We start from the raw sequence: 16,595 nt of genomic DNA on the forward strand, positions 1-16,595 counted from the left end.
TCCACAAATAACCTTGCATATATTGGGCGGGCGAGACGCCCACCCCACAATAAATGTACAATTTAAGATTATGCAAACTAGATGTGGTTTAGCTTAAAACAGCAGTAAGTAGGTGGACACAATTATTTATAAGACGCATTTCGACTCCGCTCAATGCTCAGTAGCCCGACTAAAAGAGGGTTGAGTTTCGACTACGCTCAACTTCCGCGTAGTCGAAACTCAACTTCCGCGCAGTCGAAACCCGGTAATTTCAAGTTAGGTTTAATTTAGTCCTTCTACTTAGAACGCTATCAACTCAATCCCATAGCACGGTTAATTGGCGGAGTATGGATTGGAGGAGAAGCTTGGCGGTTCTCTGAAGTTCCTATTTTTGGTAGCGAACAAGCTTTTAAACAAACTCAAAATGAAAACCTACGATTGGATTGTAAAAAACTTACCTATTGAGGGATGTTGAAGTTTATAATGTACAACAGAATAGAAATATAATCTAGTAGCGATCGATTGAAGAAACGCTTAAGCCTTGAAATTAGAGATTTAAAAATAACCTTTTTATAAGTAGGAGTATTGATGAGTTTACCAGTTAAAGAAATTGTGTTAATGCCAGGAGAAGGTAATCATCTAACTACTGGTAATAGCGAAATAACATTTAAAGTAGTTGGTGCAGATACTCATGGTCATTTGGGATTGTTTGAAAACTTAATACAACCAGGTGGAACTGCCCCGGTACTGCATCTTCATCGGCAAATGGAAGAAATGTTTTATGTATTAGAAGGAGAAGTAGAAATTCAAGTTGGTAATCAGATAGTGCAGGGGCAACCAGGGGCATTTGTATTAGTTCCACGTAATACGCCTCATACATTCGCTAATCGAGGAACTGTGCCTGCAAAATTATTAATCATGTTTTGTCCAGCAGGAGAACGCGAAAAGTATTTTGAAGGGTTAGCCGAACTGCTCAAGGAAGGACAGACTCAAGACCGAGATGCTCTTGTAGAATTGATGCGAAAATTCGATCAGGAGCCAGTAGAGATTTAATTCTTGACGGTGTTGGTTGAAAGTATCAACCGAAAAGTATCAACTGAGGAAGAACAACACTCAATACGGTTCGGTTAAAGGGGAAAGGTATTGGTTTTGAATATCTTAATGGCATTCGTGTCTTATATGTGCAGCCTGAACGAGAGCTAGAAAAAGTCTTTGATTACTGGGATCGAGAATTGAATGGCACTAAGAAAAGCCCAAAAGCTTGTTTAGACTCGTTCCCAGCCTCCAGGCTGGGAATGTATTCAAAGAGGTTCTACCTCTTGTCAAGCTATGGAGGCGGAGCCTCCCAGAATGAGTTCCCAGCCTGGAGGCTGGGAACCAGTCAACACTAAATACGGTTCGGTTAAAGGGGAAAGAGGAAAGGGGAAAGGGAAAAGGAAAAGGTATTGGTTTTGAATATCTTAGTGGCAATGTGCAGCCTGAACGAGAGCTAGAAAAAGTCTTTGATTACTGGGATCGAGAATTGAAAGCTCAGGATGCCATTGTACACCAATTGCCCAAGGATGATGTTCGTGCTCCACAGCTTCAATGACTCCATCATCCCAGGCATGAGCAACAACCCGCCAACCAGGGGGTACTTTATCTACTGCTTGATGATGCCAAGAAACTACAGATATGCGAGAATTCTGTAAACACTCAGCTAAAAGGCTCTCTCCATCTATCCTGACGAGATGTTCTGTATGTAAACGTCGTCCAGGTTCAGGCTCTAGACGATGTAATGCAGATGTACCGTAAACATCTGGAATGTGAGGAATTAGAGTGCCTCCACTGGCAACGATAAGAATTTGTAAACCCCGGCAAATACCTAATATCGGCAGATGACGTTCGAGAGCTAACTTGCCAAGCTGCAATTCAAAAGCATCGCGTTCGCGATCGACAGAATAAATAGTCGGATGAGCAAAACCATTGTAGCAAGCAGGATGAATATCTCCACCACCAGAGATGATTAAACCATCCAAAGAATCTAAAAGTATTTCAGGTTCAATTTCTCCTGGTGGTAATAATATGGGAATGCCACCTGCTTTACGGACTGCATCTATATATTCGCTTGGCAGAGAAAATGGTAATGCTGCAAGGCGACCGTAAGTTGTAATCCCAATCAATGGTTTTCGAGATTTTCTACTCATCATTCCTCAAATAAACGATCGCCTTTATGTAAACGATAAGCGATTTGATAGGTTTGTGCTTGCGATCGCATTGTGGGAGAATGGGCTGCTAAATACCGAGCAGCAGCAATTAATACATGAACCCCAGCAGGAGTGTCACCTAATAGGGAATACTGACGAAAAGCGGCTTCTATTTCTTGAATAACATGAAAATCACGGTTTTCTCTGAGCATCATTTTCCCTAGCATTGCCATGAGTCTTTCAGGCTTGCCACCACTATATAAATAATTAGCCACTAATTGACCTGTCTGGTTAACTTGCTGTTGACGATTTAATAAATCGGGTAGCTGCTGGAGTAATTCTTCGGGATTTGGAACGGAGTCTTTGAGTTCTGGAAGTCGTGCTGGTGGTACATTCAAAAAACGATTCAAATAAACACTCATTGCCGCATCAAATACACCTCTGAGTAGTTCCACTGTTGGCACTCGTCGTAAGCCTTGATGCACAGCGTTCGCAAAAGTGAATGGATGATGTGCGGAATTCCAATCTCCAAAGTCATTGTTAGTATTAAAACGAGCTACACGCAATGCTGCCGTATAAGTAACTACACTTGCTAATTGTTCTTCCGTACAACCAGCTTGTAGGGCATTCAGTAGCGAGTCGGCGATCGCTTGTGGGTCTTCACCTAATAAGATTGGTATTAATTGCTCCGAGTTTGCCCAAGTTCCTCGTTGAGATTTTCCCGCATTTAAAACAGTGGGTAATTGCTCAAAAGCTGACTCTAATATTGCCACCAAATCTACAGGGTAGCGCCAGGAATTAGATTCTTCCATCCGGGATGCACTAGCTAAACCCGAAATTAAGCTAGGTAGAACAGATTCTGCTGCTTGCCAACCAACAACATCAAGTGCTTCCAGTGCTTTGTTAATAAAATCAAGGGTATGCCCAATGTCGAGATAACGATGATCTGTAGCCGATGAAAACAGCATATCCGCAACTTGCTCTAAATTAGCCCCTGAGCGAATCGCAGATACCAGACATCTTTGTGCGGCTTCAGCATCCCGTACCTCAATAAACTGGCAAAACCAGCTTTTAAGAGTTGGAAAATCAACTGTAGAGTTAGGCAACGGCTGAACGACAAACAGAGGCGGCGCGCCTGCACTATCATTAGCGACTGCTGAAAGTCCGTGAAATAAAGCACGAGGTTTGTCTTCCTCATCCAGATAAGGTAAGAGATTGATCGTGCAGGTATGGATAGTTAAACCTGCACTCCAACCTGTTTTGTTGTAACGAGTGCCAAATTGTAGCCCGATTTGAAATGGTTCAGCCGGATTTACTCCTATATCTAACAGTGCGATCGTTGATTTGGCAATCACTAAGGAAATACTCTGCTCTAAACCATCTTCAAGGCGTTGGCGGTGGTGGGCATGAGGATTAACTGGCGGTGCTAAATTTACCCAAACTTCACCATCACGGATTTCTACAGGAAATGCCGGCACATCATCTGCCCAAGAGTCGAAGGTTCCACCACTAGCTAGATCGAAACGGGCATAATGCCAAGGGCAGGTAACAATACCATCTTTGCAAGTGCTACCTTGTAGGGGAAAACCCATGTGGGGACAACGGTTATCAATTGCATAAACTTTATTGTCTGAGTAAAACAAGACAATAGTATGCTTTTCTTTGCGGATTAACAAACTGCCTGCTGCCTGAACATCTGTAAGTTGAGCAACACGGGTATAATTGTCTTTTTTGGTGGTTTCTTTAAATATTTGAGTCATTTAATTTACAGACAAAATATCAAAAGCCTTGCTTCTACTCTGACAAATTTTTTCTTTTTTCGACCATTTGTACAATACTAATTTTTGTTAATACACTCGAAGCTACTGAGTACTACTGCGACTACAAAGCGCATGACCGAATTTTGGCTGGTGATGTCGAAGGTTGTCAGGTTTATTACTTAACTGACAAAATTAGCTGTGTTTCGCTGCACTAATATATACTCTGATTAACCTCTCATTCAAACCCCTATGAGCTGCGAACATTTAGATAATCTGACTGCGGAGACTCTGATTTCTAAGGCAAATTACCCAGTATTTCGTTGTGAAGAGTGTATCAAAATAAATAGTCGCTGGGTGCATCTCCGTATTTGTCAAAGTTGCGGTAAGATGCTGTGCTGTGATTCTTCTCTTCATCAACATGCCCGACGGCATTATGAAGAAACTGGACATTCAGTAATTAGCTCGGCTGAGTTAGGAGAACAGTGGTTATGGTGTTTTTTGGATGAGCAGGCAAAAAACTATTAAAGTTTTTTAAAAAATATATTTTTGTAGGTTGGGTGGAGTGAAACGCAACCCAACATTACCACTAAATTTTATGTTGGGTTACGCTATCGCTGCACCCAACCTACAAAACTACGGTTCTCATTTTATGCGAAGAATTATTATTGGGGTTATGGGTAGGGGAGAAAATGCGACAGCCAATGATTTACAAAATGCTTATATATTAGGTCAACTTATTGCCAAACAAGGATGGATTTTACTCACTGGTGGTAGAAATGTAGGGGTAATGGATGCAGTAAGTAAAGGTGCAAAATCTGCTGATGGTTTAACTATTGGTATTCTTCCAGGTAAGAATCAGGATGGTATATCCTCTTGGGTAGATATTGCTATTTTCACAGACATGGGTAATTCTAGAAACAATATTAATGTTCTTAGCAGCGATTTGGTGATTGCTTGCGGTATAGGTGCAGGAACTGCTTCAGAAATTGCTCTCGCTTTGAAAGCAAATAAGCAAGTAATTTTGTTGACTAAGAGCTGATTCGTAAAGAAAATCTAAAGAAAGCTGAATCCGGCTTTGTTAAGGTTATAGGCTAAATCGAGTGTAATTTATGTTGTTGTCGATGAGCCGTATACCTACGATTGAGAATCCACACCGCAAACCCTACCCAAGTGATTTAAGCGATGCTGAATGGTTGATTCTCAAGCCTCTTCTCCCTACGCCAAAGGGATTTGGGCATCCTGTAGAAGTAGATTTACGAGAAATATTGAATGCAATTTTCTACGTGCAACGTACTGGGTGTCAATGGGAAATGCTACCTCATGACCTTCCTCCATATACAACAGTGTATGGCTACTTTCAAAAATGGCAGCGTAAAGGCATCTGGCAGCAGATTCACGACCAAGTGCGCTATCAACTGCGACAAGATTTAGGGCGAGATGAAAATTCTACCGTGGCGATCGCAGATTCTCAGTCAGTGAAGACCACGGAAAAAAAGGGGAGGTCTACGGTTTCGATGGTGGTAAGAAGGTTAAAGGGCGTAAGCGACATATAGTTGTAGATTCTCAAGGGTTGTTGATTGGTGTTTTAGTAACTGAAGCCAATGCGTCAGAACGTTTAGGTGCTGTGGTTGTACTGCATGAGGCGGTTAAAGAATTGTCCAAATTGGAAGTTGTTTGGGTAGATCAAGGCTATTCAGGAGAAAACTTTGCTCAAGCAGTCAAGAAAGTTTGCGGAGAAAAGGTTCGTGTTGAGGTGATTGAAAGGATATCGAAAACATTTGAGCGATTGCCGAAACGATGGATTGTGGAACGGACATTTGGCTGGCTTAATAGATTTCGGCGTTTGAGTAAGGATTATGAGTTGTACACAGAGTTAAGTGAAGCTATGATTTATGGCTCATTGATTCGTCTGATGATCAAGCGGATGGCTTCTTAAGCTTTTGTTTACGAATCAGCTCTAATGATGATGAAAGTAAACTTTTCTTTAAAAAATTGTCGCCAGAAAATGTTTATATTGTGGAGAGTGTAGAGCGGGCGATAGCTACTGCCAAAACAATTTTATACTAATTGGTAAATCAGTAAATTCTTCTCACATACATTAACTAATTATTTGTCCATAAAAACAGCGATCGCACTTTGCAGTTATCCTCTAAGATTTCTTCATTCTGCGTGGGCGCTAGCCCGCACTTCGACTGCGCTCAGTGACCGTCGTAGACATCGCACACAACGCACACAAAATAATTTACAAATTAAAAAAATGACTCCTTGCTAGGAGTCATCAATTACTGACTTGCACGAAGTAACAGTGCCTATTGCACCACAATAGGGTCTGTTCAAAATGCTCATGACTTCACCAGGATTAGGACTGGGTAGTAAAGGACTCCAATCCCCAACATCTGCATAGCCAATAACCTGCAAGTAGTGGATTGTGCTAGTTACAGCTTTAGAAGAACCAATCAACAGATGTTTGAGTGGTTCTTTACCTTGCACAGTCTGAAACTCGCTTGGACTATTGACTGCTGCATTTGATTCTTCGACGCTGGATAAAAAGCTTTGAGTAATCATAATTCACCTAACAGAGGTAGGAATAGCTATGACAAACAATAAAGCTCGCGTTGTCACCATGACAAGTAAATAATGCACTGATGACAACTAATTATTACAGTTCGTGTCTTGTTTGCGCCGTCGTTTTCTTGCCCATATCTCTCTCAGGTGGGCAGGTTCATTTTCAAATTGAATCCACAGAGCATGAATTTCCGCTAGTCGGCGTTTGTCAGATTCTGAGGGTTCCCGACGATGCTCACCTTGAGAAAACCAATGTGCTACCGTGCTTTTAGAACGACCACACAATTCGGCAAGTTCTTCGTAGCTGACAGCCCAATGCTTTAGGAACTCTTCAGGCTCCATTTTGATAGCAACCTTAGCTTTGTAAACCTCAAACAGTTCCCAGTGTCTGCGAGTGGGTGTTTTGGCTGCAAGCATAGCGACAACTTTAATAATGCACGGGTGACAACATATAGAGCCATCATACCGAGAATAAGCGATCGCTTTCAATATCGCGTTAAAAATGGCAACCAAAGGCAATTTGGTATAAGCAACAGATACCTAGAAATCATGTTGAAGTACCTAAAAGTCGTTTCGAGGTACCTAAAAGTCGTTTCGAGGTACCTAAAAGTCGTTTCGAGGTACCTAAAAGTCGTTTCGAGGTACCTAAAAGTCGTTTTGAAGTACCTAAAAGTCGTTTCGAGGTACCTAAAAGTCGTTTTGAGGTACCTAAAAGTCGTTTCGAGGTACCTAAAAGTCGTTTTGAGGTACCTAAAAGTCGTTTCGAGGTACCTAAAAGTCGTTTTGGAGTACTTCAAACTTTGTCGCACTGCGATCATCGCACAATCCCACTCTCAACCGATCGACTGTAAGTCAAATTGACTTTGAAGCCTTAAAAGATAAATTTGCTAGTACTGACTACCAGAGAACAGAGACAGAAAAACTCAAAACTGCGATTTAGGGGGTAAATGAGCAATCGATGCTGATACCGTTGGTGAAATATTTCTAAAACGCTGGAAGTCTTTGTGCTATCCTGGAAACCCGCCAACGAAATTTTCCAAAAATTACCCTTCCAATAAATTCGCCAACGGCATCTTCACTACTTTTGCTCATAGTCATGGTTATTTTTTTGTATAAAGCTTTACAAAATAAAGCTAATAGAGATATAACTGACGAAGACAACATCAAGGCAAAGTAGATAAAATCAGTAGCACTTACCCGAATGTGTCTTTAAAGTAATGCACTACCTGCTACTATATACAGCGACAGAGTAAACAAACATTAACTAATAAAAACATAAAAATGCTAGATAGTCTTTCTTTAAAAAATTTTAAAGGTTTTCAGTATCTTGAAAATTTAAATACAAAACCAATAACCGTTTTGTGCGGAACTAATAGTTGTGGTAAGACATCCATTTTACAAAGTATTCTTTTATTAAAGCAAACTTTAGAAAGCCAAAACCCAAACCAAACCCTACTTCTTAATGGTAGATTAGTTCACCTGGGTACTTTTGAAAATATAATTTTTGATAAAAATTTAGATAATAAAATAGAATTAAATTTTAGATTTAAAATTTCAAAAGATGACCAGCAATATTCATCTGGGTCTAACCGATTGAAGATGAGGATGTTTCTTGGAGAGTTTTTATCTACAAGAGAAACACAACTCGCTTCACATAATATTAATTTTAAAGTTGTATTAAAATCTTACAAAAATCAAAGTAAAAGCAAGAAAAGTTTAAAAACAGTTATTGTTGATCAAATCTATTTTAAATTAGAAACATTAATGCCTGATAAACAAATAATTCCAGGTGCTTTTATTAAATTAGAACTTATTGATAGTGACCTATATAAAATCCAATGGGAAAACATCACTAATCGAATTATGTTAAGACAAGATAGTGAAAAAAAGGGAGAGGTTCATGTAAAAATAAAATTTACTAACTTATTTTCAATGAGAATAATTAATTTTGACAACACTGAAGAAAAGGTTACAAGAATACCAGATATAACTTTTCTACTTTATACAATTAATAATATGTTACAGTCTATTTTTTCTTCATATACTTATATTGGTCCGTTAAGAGAGGAGCCATCAAGAAGATATATTTATGAAGATGAAATTTTAGAAATCGGCATAAAAGGTGAAAATGCAGCTTACATATATTCAAACGAACAATCTCAAGATGTAGTAAATCATTTTTTTTATGATATAAGAAGTAATTCATTTCAACAAAAACCTTTTTTAAAACTTTCAGTTGCTGTTCAAGAATGGTTGGACTTGATGAATATTAAAGGTTTTAAAACAGCAACTTTAAATGAAATAATTTACTTAGAACTTAATTCTAGTTCAGCATCTAAAACCCGTGTCAACATAGCAGATGTAGGATTTGGGGTAAGCCAAATATTTCCTATAATTTTAGAAGGATTGAGGATGCCTTGGAGAAGTACTCTCTTATTAGAGCAACCAGAAATTCATTTGCATCCCAACCTTCAAATGCAAATGGCAGATTATTTTATCTCATTAGCACTATCTGGTAAAAAGGTAATAGTTGAAACCCATAGTGACCATATAATAAATCGTTTAGTTAGAAGAATAGTTGAAAGCGAAACAAATCAATTCAAAGATTTAATTGCTATCTATTTTATAAGTAACACTGAAAATGGCTCAATATACGAAGAAATTAAGATTGATGATGAACGTGGAGTTGTCAATTGGCCTTCAGGATTTTTTGATCAGGTAGCAAATGAACAGGAAAACATTATAAGAGCAGGATTAAGGAAAAGGAAATTTAATAGAAATAAAAATTTGTAAAAACTATGAAAAACGTCTTTGAGCCTTCATGCTTATTTATCTCTGAAGTTAAATGGAAAGATGAAATAAAAAGAGATGAATTTTTAGAGCATTTATTAGATAATTTAAGCAATATTAATCATCATGAAATTACAAAAGTATACTGGACAGATAAATTAGAAGAATTGTTATGGGATTATCCACAATTACCACCTTGGCGACAAGACAAAGATTGGAGTAATTCTATTATTCCAGTCATATATAATTTGTTCAGGAATACACAAGAATTTCTCCAAAATACCAAAAATTTACCTGCTTGCTTAGTGCAGCCAGATTTAACTAATGATTCTTTCAAAGAAATAATTATGAATTCATTCTTAGAATTAATGCACATATTAATTGATAAAAACGAAAACGTATATATGTGCTTAGGGGTTGACAAAATCAAACAAGAATATACATTTCTATGTAACTGCCATAGTTGTGTTTTAAATCCAATAATGATAAAAAAATCTGTAGATTGGCTTGAAAGCATTGATTTAACCACAACTTATTGGCCAACTAGTGTTGACGATATAGATAAAATATCTAAAGCCTTAGATGTTATTTTTGAAAAAAACAATATTAAACCTATTTATGAATATGAATTCAGCAAAATTTTCTTAAAAGACTTAATAAATGTTAGAAATCATAAGAAAGATATTTTATATAGTATTGCTAAAAGATTAACATTGACGAAACAACAGGCTGCAAAAGATGGTGCGTTGCAAGATGAACATATTAAGCAAAAAAAAGAGTATAGATTTAGAGTAACCCAAAGGCCTTATTCTACCCGCATTCATTACGAGAGTATTGCAAAAAAAATTAGATTTTTAAAATATTATGATGAAGGTGAACATGATAATGGTTTATAAACTTGATTAGGTACCATTGGGTTGAACTGTCCCATTGTGAACCATTAATGGGACAGTCTCTAACGCAAACAGTGCTAATAGTTAATGAACAAGGTGATCGTGAGCAGTGGCATTCTATGCAAAAGCTGCTTTTATAAGATCACCGTATTTTTTTATTGACACAATTGCTTTGTAATATTACGTTTATTACCTGCGTAATGCTTGTAAATAATTTCTGGAGAGTTACCAACCTACCTTCCTACATCCTTCGCATCAATATCAGCTTCCAGGCAAAGAGTAATAAAAGTGTGTCTGCATTGGTAAGGTTTATTCCATAAGGTTAGTTAACTGAGGTAAACATCTTTATCCTTCCACATCACCCCAGTTTTACCCCAGAAATACTTATGGGGGTAAAAACCTCTACCTTACATTTTTACCCCAGTTTTACCCCAGTTCTTTACCCAAACTACCCAAAATTACCTCAAAAATATTGTAAGGCTCTGGAAACAAGCCCTACAACAACCATTAAAAAAGGGCTTCAAAGCCCTGTAATGCTTATATTTCTTAAAAGGCGGCACCCGGATTTGAACCGGGGGTGAAGGTTTTGCAGACCTCTGCCTTACCACTTGGCTATGCCGCCACAGCAAGATTCCCTGAACTACTTTTATGTTGCTAAGGTATCTTAGCAGCTATTTAGCAGTCATAGGACACTAGTTAAACCATGATAGCATAGGATTTTGAGGTAGAGATAGTAGGTTAACTGGATGTTTTTGGTAAGCTTTAGGCGATCGCGATAAAATTTCGATTGCAGGTCGATCGCAGCACAAACAAATCTTAGCTGATTAAAGAAAGTTGCAACTCCTCACTCCTCACTCCTAGCTTGTTACACTTTTACTTCTTCGGCAAAACTACCCCAGCGGAGAAAGTGAAATGGGCCAGCGATAGAACCCCAGAGACGTTCATCGGTGTCTAAATCTCTTCCCCTGTCGAGGCTGAAAAATTCTTTAGCGTCAATCTCAAATTCGTTATCTAGATAAGTATTTTTGCCGTCACGAACCACTATGCAGCCTTTACCAGGTTCAACTCTGCCTTTGAAGCTTTTACCTGTCCACTCTACAATCATGTTGCAACCTGGCATTTTTTCCAATTGGTCAAGAGACAATTCTTTGAGGCGTTCGGGTTCGCGAGATGCACCGTAAAATTTCTCTTCTTCTTTAACGGTGTAGTGTTCAATCGCAATGTGGTTTTCTGCCGGAATTAACTTCATTACCCGCATTCGGTAGGGTTGATTGAGCAAAAAATCATAAGCTTGTTCGAGAAACAAACTTACCCCTGAGAACAACTCTAAGGGAAGGGGACGGATACAGACGCGGATATGAGCATAAAAAGGCGGATTTTCAAAAGCTTGTTCTTGATTGCTAAAGTCAGCTGCCATCCAACGGGCTAAGGTGGCGATATCAGTAGAATGAGTCATTACAAAACGATTGACTAGTTACTTAAATACGATCTAGGATTATTTTGACACTCCCCTGACTCAAAAATCCTGGTTGCGATCGCAATTTTTAAATTATATCTAGGATAGATGCTCTGATTGGAGAAAATTAGCCGCTTGAGTACACGTGAAACTTTACATCTTGTACCTAACAACTAGAACTCGTTAAGCATTTATTTTGGCAAAATCCCTACACTATCTTTTCTCTGTGTGCTGAAGCCAGATTGCTCTCAGGTAGGCTTTTCTTGTAAAGCTGGAGAAAAGCTGGAGAATAGTTAGTCAATAATAGGCATGGGGATAATTGTTAATTATCTCATGCAAATCACTCAAGGCAAAGTAAAGGAAGGAATGCTCAAGCACTTAATTGCGATCGCTACTGCCACTATACTCTTTAGCAATTCTTTAACACTGGCAGCGAGTAAACCGCCGAAACCACCCGATGAATTTCCTCCCAGCCCTCTAGAGATTACCACACCCGATCCACTGTCACCGCGATCGCCCAAGGATAAACAGCCGTTAACTCCCCAAGAACGGCAAAAGTTAGAACCAGCGTTAGATGCATTAAATCAAGAAGCGACGGCGAAACTGCAAGCAGGCGAACAGGTGGCGGCGTTTGAAATTTGGAACCGAGAATTACGTTTGCGGCGCTTTTTAGGTTCATTAGCAGAAGTGCAAGCATTATCACGAGTTGGGGCAATCGCTTGGAAGCTAAACGACGGGCAAGAAGTACAATATATTACGGAACGATTGCAAGCAATTCAAAAACAAGCCCAATCTCAGAAAAAAGCTGCTCCAATCGATTTAGAATTGTGGCGATCGCTAGGTGAAGCTTACAAAAATGTGCGATTGTCTAAACTGGCTATAGAAGCTTACAACCAAGTTTTGCTAGTAGTGCGACAACAACAAGACCAGACAGCGGTATTAGAAACCCTCAAAACAATTGGAGAACTGCATTTGAGTTGGTTTGATTATCGCAAAGCTGCACCAATCTATGAGGAATTGTTGAGTTTCGCTACATCCCTTGGCGATCGCGTAAATGAAGTAACATATCTGCAACAATTGGCTTATATTTACGAGCAGACAAACCAACCGCAGCAGTCATTGAATGTACTTAACAAACTAACAGAAATTTATGCCAATGAAAATAATCTTACAGAAATATTAAAATTAAAGCTAGCGATCGCTTCAGATTACGAATCTCTAGCTCAGAAAGATCCTAATTTACTGCTAGAAGCTTTTAATAATTATCAAGAAGCTTATACAACTGCTTGGCAATTCAAGGAGTACGTTCGGGCTGCTGATGCTTTGCAAAAGTTAATTGCGCTGTATCGTTCCCAAGGACAAACACAGGAGGCTTTGCAGGCTAGCGAAATTCTGGTGCAGATACAGGCGCAAGCCGCCAACTTTTACGGAATGATGCAAGCTTATGACCAAATTGGGCAATTACATCTAGAACGCAAAGAATTTCCTCAAGCATTAACAGCTTTTCAAGAAGGGTTAAAACTGGCGCAACAACTCAAACATGAAGAAGCATACTTTACTGGGCAAATTAAAAAACTGTCGAACGCAAAGTAACTGAAATTTCTGCGATCGCTTAACATAAAAATACCCGCTACGCCTAACCACAAGGTGAAAAGCTATGTCAGAAACCACCCTAGCTGCACCAGATATTCAACTCCCACCCACCCAAGCAGAATTACCATACGATGACGGTATTCCGATGGAAAGCGCACGACATAAAGCCCAGATGGATTTACTACTCGATGCTTTGATACCTTGGTTGGAAGAACGAGAGGATGGGTTTATCGGCGGTAATATGTTTGTTTATTACAGTTTGGCCCAAGTGCGAAACAAAGACTTTAAAGGGCCAGACTTTTTTGCTGTGTTGGGAGTCCCGAAAGGAGAACGTCGCAGTTGGGTGGTTTGGGAAGAGGAGAAAGCACCAGATGTAGTCATTGAATTGCTTTCTGACAGCACAGCCCAAGCAGACAAAAATGAGAAAAAGCTGATTTATCAAAATCAAATGCGTGTACCAGAATATTTCTGGTATGACCCTTTTAACCCTGATGATTTTGTTGGTTTCTCGAATGAAAAAGGAGCTTATCAACCGATTATATTCAATGCTCAAAATCAATTAGTGAGTCAATCTTTAGGGTTAGGATTGCAGTTGTGGCAGGGAAGTTATAAAGGTATTAATGCTACTTGGTTACGTTGGGCAAATTTGGCAGGAGAATTACTACCAACTCCTGAAGAACAACAACGCCAAAGGGCAGAACAAGAACGCCAAAGGGCAGACAAAGCAGAATCGCAGTTATTGCAAACTGCACGCAACTTACTTGAATCTGGGATGACAGTAGAACAGGTAGCGAGATTAACAGGTTTGAATGTATCTGAGATAGAAACGTAGAATTTAGAAGATTTGATCCTGAATGCGTTCTTCTCTCAACTCATCTATAAAAGCATTAAGATCAAAGTTTTCTGGTAATTCTGCTTTTACAACTAAAATCCCTTCTTTTCGATAAATGTTTGATTGATTAAGGGACAGTATATCGGTCATCTCAGAGTTTTGTTGAGTATGTTCTTCAGTGACTTGCTGACTCAACGTGTCAATTTTTTCTGCAATAGCTTGCAAAACAAACTGTTCAGTCGAAATTCCCTGACTGTTTGCCCATTTTTCAATCTTTTGTTGGATTTGAGGAGGAAAGTTCATAGACGTAAATACAATTAATACTCCAATTGTAAAAGGCGATCGCTTACCACAGTCTATGTTCACGCATTTATTTGTGTTGATGAGAGAATAGCGTAGGCGTAGCCCGTCGTAGACATCGATTTTCGTTGATATTACTGGCGCTATCGTTACATTTAAGACTTTTCAAATTCAGCGACGTTGAAATTTCACTTCGTTTGAAAGATATTTTGTATCATTTTTTTGTCTGCATTCGCCGCCTTATCCAACTCTGCAATCTCACCAGCGTTTAATTGCCAACCCAACGCCCCAAGATTCTCCTTCGCTTGTTCGACGCTCTTTGCTCCAGGGATAGGAATAGTTCCTTTACAGATGCACCAATTAATTGCTACTTGTGACATAGTTTTGTTTCTCAATTGTGCCACCTCTTGCAAACATTCCAAAAGCGATTTACCAGCAGAAGCCGCTTTGCCTCTTGCCATTCCTGATAATATTTGCTTAAATAACAAACCTCGAATGCCTTTAGGCAAAGGGCCTTGCTCAGAGTATTTTCCTGTAAGTAGTCCCAAAGCTAAAGGGCTGTAGGCAATCAATTTAATGTCTAACTCATCACAAAGGTCTTTGAGGTTGAGTTGGGTGACAGGATATGTAGACAACAGAGAATATTGAACTTGCAAAGTTGTAATCGGAACGCCTCGTTCGGCGAATTTTTTCTGCACTCGCATCAGCCGTTTTGGTCCATAATTGGATAATCCCACGCCCTTAACCAGTCCTTGCTCATACAAATCGGCAAGACCATCTAAAAGTCCTTCCTCTTGCCAAGGAGCATAGTTTGCTGTTGACCAATGCATCTGTACCAAATCAACATTTTTTCCCAGGCGTTGAGCAGATGACTGGCAAGCCTTTACCATTGATTGACGCGTCCATCTCCACGGATAAGCAGCAAGCTTAGTTGCAATACAAATATTTTCTTTGCCTAAACCTACATATTCTCGGTTGAATCGTCCCAGAAGCAACTCACTGCGACCATTCAATCTCCCCGTTCCGTAAGAATCGCCTGTATCAAATAAAGTTACACCGTTGCTTACACAAAGGTTAAAGACGGCTTGCAACTGCTCATCCATACTTTCGTCATATCCCCAAAGCAGTTGGTTGCCCCAAGCCCAAGTGCCGCAGCCCATGCTTGGGAGTGAGAGTTTTTGGAGAGTCTGCATCTTTGCTATTTGTAGATTGCCTTATTAATTATCAGGCATATATAGCAGTCCGAAATCATTCATCAAAGAAAAGCAGGAGGCAGTGTTTCGACTCCTTTCGCTGCGAGACGCTTGGGGTAGCTTGCTTCCCCAAAGGGGTACGACTACGCTCAGTGACCACCTGCTCGGTTGGTGAGCGTTTGCGTAGCGTCTCGTAGAGAAGCCGAACCACTGCCTTTGTTCGTTTAACCGAAGTACAAAAAAGGCAGACTCCTTGTCTGCCCCTTAAGACTTAATAGTTAAATTTTTGGTTTTAGACCTTAATAGCGACCACCACCACCACCATAGTTTCCTCGTCTACCACCAGAGGAACCGCCCTCTGTTTTGGGTTTGGCTTTATTAACTTTTAAGCTTCGACCCATCCATTCAGCCTTATCAAGGGCATCAATTGCCGCTTGTTCTTGTGCGTCTGATTCCAATTCCACAAACCCGAAACCTCTCATCCGACCTGTTTCTCGGTCAACAGGCAATTGAACATTTTTTACAGTTCCATATTCTGCAAAGACTTGCCGGAGGTCATCTTCTTTAACCTCATAAGATAGATTGCCGACGTAAATTGACATAGAATGTCTCCAGAATCAGAGGGTGTAGAGATTTAGATCCGGAGAGGTCTGTAATACAAATATATATAAAAACAAACTGTACAGCCGAATTTCATCTTCCATGCATACTTTAACATAAATGGAGATGTTATGTTGTTAAGTAACACTATACTTAATCTGTCGATCTAAGTACTCAGATAGTTGGCAAAACTAGTAGTCTGGCAACCCAAAAATGTTAGGTGGAGGTTGGGTAAAGGGTAAAGGGAAAAGGGTAAGGGATAAAAAATCTTTTCCCTTTCCCCCTTACCCTTTACCCCACTTGCGTTGCCAAGGCGTACTACTAGTTTCAAATCAACCTACCAACGATCGCAGGAAATATGCAGCAATCAAACAATTTTCATCACTGAACTTAATTTATCTTCAAAGAAGATTAATTGGTAATTTATAGATTTTGTTCAATCAAAGTT

16 protein-coding genes and 1 tRNA gene are annotated in these 16,595 nt (G+C 39.4%); 8 read left to right on the forward strand and 9 right to left on the reverse strand.

The genetic code is table 11. The annotated features are described in order from the left end of the window. Positions 1 to 567 precede the first annotated feature (567 nt). Complete coding sequence (locus NSTCB13_RS19530; protein WP_448273538.1) at positions 568 to 1,032, forward strand: cupin domain-containing protein; 465 nt, start codon at positions 568 to 570, stop codon at positions 1,030 to 1,032. Between the two features lie 407 nt (positions 1,033 to 1,439). Here the strand turns inward: NSTCB13_RS19530 and NSTCB13_RS19535 are convergent, their stop codons facing one another. Further along, entirely contained in the window at positions 1,440 to 2,141 is a 702-nt protein-coding gene (locus NSTCB13_RS19535; protein WP_448273539.1) for a gamma-glutamyl-gamma-aminobutyrate hydrolase family protein, read from the reverse strand. A 23-nt stretch (positions 2,142 to 2,164) separates the two neighbouring features. After that, complete coding sequence (locus tag NSTCB13_RS19540; RefSeq protein WP_448273540.1) at positions 2,165 to 3,925, reverse strand: Rieske (2Fe-2S) protein; 1,761 nt, start codon at positions 3,923 to 3,925, stop codon at positions 2,165 to 2,167. A gap of 249 nt (positions 3,926 to 4,174) precedes the next feature. Between NSTCB13_RS19540 and NSTCB13_RS19545 the strand changes: the two genes are divergently transcribed. The 3 genes from NSTCB13_RS19545 (at position 4,175) to NSTCB13_RS19555 (ending at position 5,861) form a co-directional block, all read left to right on the forward strand. After that, the gene (locus NSTCB13_RS19545) at positions 4,175 to 4,450 is read left to right on the forward strand and encodes a UBP-type zinc finger domain-containing protein (protein WP_322673005.1); all 276 of its coding nucleotides are present in this window, start codon (positions 4,175 to 4,177) and stop codon (positions 4,448 to 4,450) included. 37 nt (positions 4,451 to 4,487) lie between these two features. After that, a complete protein-coding gene (locus tag NSTCB13_RS19550) occupies positions 4,488 to 4,964 on the forward strand; it encodes a TIGR00725 family protein (RefSeq protein ID WP_448273541.1) in 477 nt (158 codons plus the stop codon). Positions 4,965 to 5,046: 82 nt separating this feature from the next. Continuing rightward, a protein-coding gene (locus NSTCB13_RS19555) for an IS5 family transposase (protein ID WP_448273099.1) occupies positions 5,047 to 5,861 on the forward strand; the annotation gives its coding sequence in 2 pieces (ribosomal slippage) (positions 5,047 to 5,413 and positions 5,413 to 5,861; 816 coding nt in all). Positions 5,862 to 6,193: 332 nt separating this feature from the next. Here the strand turns inward: NSTCB13_RS19555 and NSTCB13_RS19560 are convergent. Both NSTCB13_RS19560 and NSTCB13_RS19565 read right to left on the reverse strand, forming a co-directional pair. After that, the gene (locus NSTCB13_RS19560) at positions 6,194 to 6,490 is read right to left on the reverse strand and encodes a hypothetical protein (protein WP_448273542.1); all 297 of its coding nucleotides are present in this window, start codon (positions 6,488 to 6,490) and stop codon (positions 6,194 to 6,196) included. A gap of 87 nt (positions 6,491 to 6,577) precedes the next feature. Then, complete coding sequence (locus NSTCB13_RS19565) at positions 6,578 to 7,003, reverse strand: helix-turn-helix domain-containing protein (RefSeq protein WP_448273543.1); 426 nt, start codon at positions 7,001 to 7,003, stop codon at positions 6,578 to 6,580. A gap of 768 nt (positions 7,004 to 7,771) precedes the next feature. On the opposite strand from NSTCB13_RS19565, the gene NSTCB13_RS19570 reads away from it, so the two are divergent. Together NSTCB13_RS19570 and NSTCB13_RS19575 are read left to right on the forward strand one after the other, a co-directional pair. Continuing rightward, complete coding sequence (locus NSTCB13_RS19570) at positions 7,772 to 9,283, forward strand: DUF3696 domain-containing protein (RefSeq protein WP_448273544.1); 1,512 nt, start codon at positions 7,772 to 7,774, stop codon at positions 9,281 to 9,283. Positions 9,284 to 9,288: 5 nt separating this feature from the next. Continuing rightward, positions 9,289 to 10,176: a hypothetical protein gene (locus NSTCB13_RS19575; RefSeq protein ID WP_448273545.1), complete on the forward strand. Its 888-nt coding sequence runs from the start codon at positions 9,289 to 9,291 to the stop codon at positions 10,174 to 10,176. Positions 10,177 to 10,724: 548 nt separating this feature from the next. Here the strand turns inward: NSTCB13_RS19575 and NSTCB13_RS19580 are convergent. Both NSTCB13_RS19580 and NSTCB13_RS19585 read right to left on the reverse strand, forming a co-directional pair. Then, positions 10,725 to 10,795 (reverse strand) — tRNA-Cys (locus tag NSTCB13_RS19580). A 243-nt stretch (positions 10,796 to 11,038) separates the two neighbouring features. Then, on the reverse strand, positions 11,039 to 11,629 hold the full coding sequence (locus NSTCB13_RS19585) for a chromophore lyase CpcT/CpeT (protein WP_445631145.1): 591 nt from the start codon (positions 11,627 to 11,629) through the stop codon (positions 11,039 to 11,041). Positions 11,630 to 11,995: 366 nt separating this feature from the next. On the opposite strand from NSTCB13_RS19585, the gene NSTCB13_RS19590 reads away from it, so the two are divergent. Further along, on the forward strand, positions 11,996 to 13,222 hold the full coding sequence (locus NSTCB13_RS19590; protein ID WP_448274190.1) for a tetratricopeptide repeat protein: 1,227 nt from the start codon (positions 11,996 to 11,998) through the stop codon (positions 13,220 to 13,222). Between the two features lie 64 nt (positions 13,223 to 13,286). Continuing rightward, entirely contained in the window at positions 13,287 to 14,054 is a 768-nt protein-coding gene (locus tag NSTCB13_RS19595) for a Uma2 family endonuclease (RefSeq protein WP_448273546.1), read from the forward strand. A 3-nt stretch (positions 14,055 to 14,057) separates the two neighbouring features. Here the strand turns inward: NSTCB13_RS19595 and NSTCB13_RS19600 are convergent, their stop codons facing one another. The 3 genes from NSTCB13_RS19600 to NSTCB13_RS19610 all read right to left on the reverse strand — a co-directional run bounded on the left by NSTCB13_RS19600 (position 14,058) and on the right by NSTCB13_RS19610 (position 16,149). Beyond that, complete coding sequence (locus NSTCB13_RS19600; protein ID WP_448273547.1) at positions 14,058 to 14,420, reverse strand: hypothetical protein; 363 nt, start codon at positions 14,418 to 14,420, stop codon at positions 14,058 to 14,060. A gap of 122 nt (positions 14,421 to 14,542) precedes the next feature. Continuing rightward, positions 14,543 to 15,547, reverse strand: a complete 1,005-nt coding sequence (locus NSTCB13_RS19605; protein WP_448273548.1) for an aldo/keto reductase — start codon at positions 15,545 to 15,547, stop codon at positions 14,543 to 14,545. A gap of 299 nt (positions 15,548 to 15,846) precedes the next feature. Then, entirely contained in the window at positions 15,847 to 16,149 is a 303-nt protein-coding gene (locus tag NSTCB13_RS19610; RefSeq protein WP_322705210.1) for an RNA recognition motif domain-containing protein, read from the reverse strand. Between the last annotated feature and the right edge of the window lie 446 nt (positions 16,150 to 16,595).

The sequence above is a fragment of the Nostoc sp. DSM 114160 genome (genome assembly GCF_053470305.1).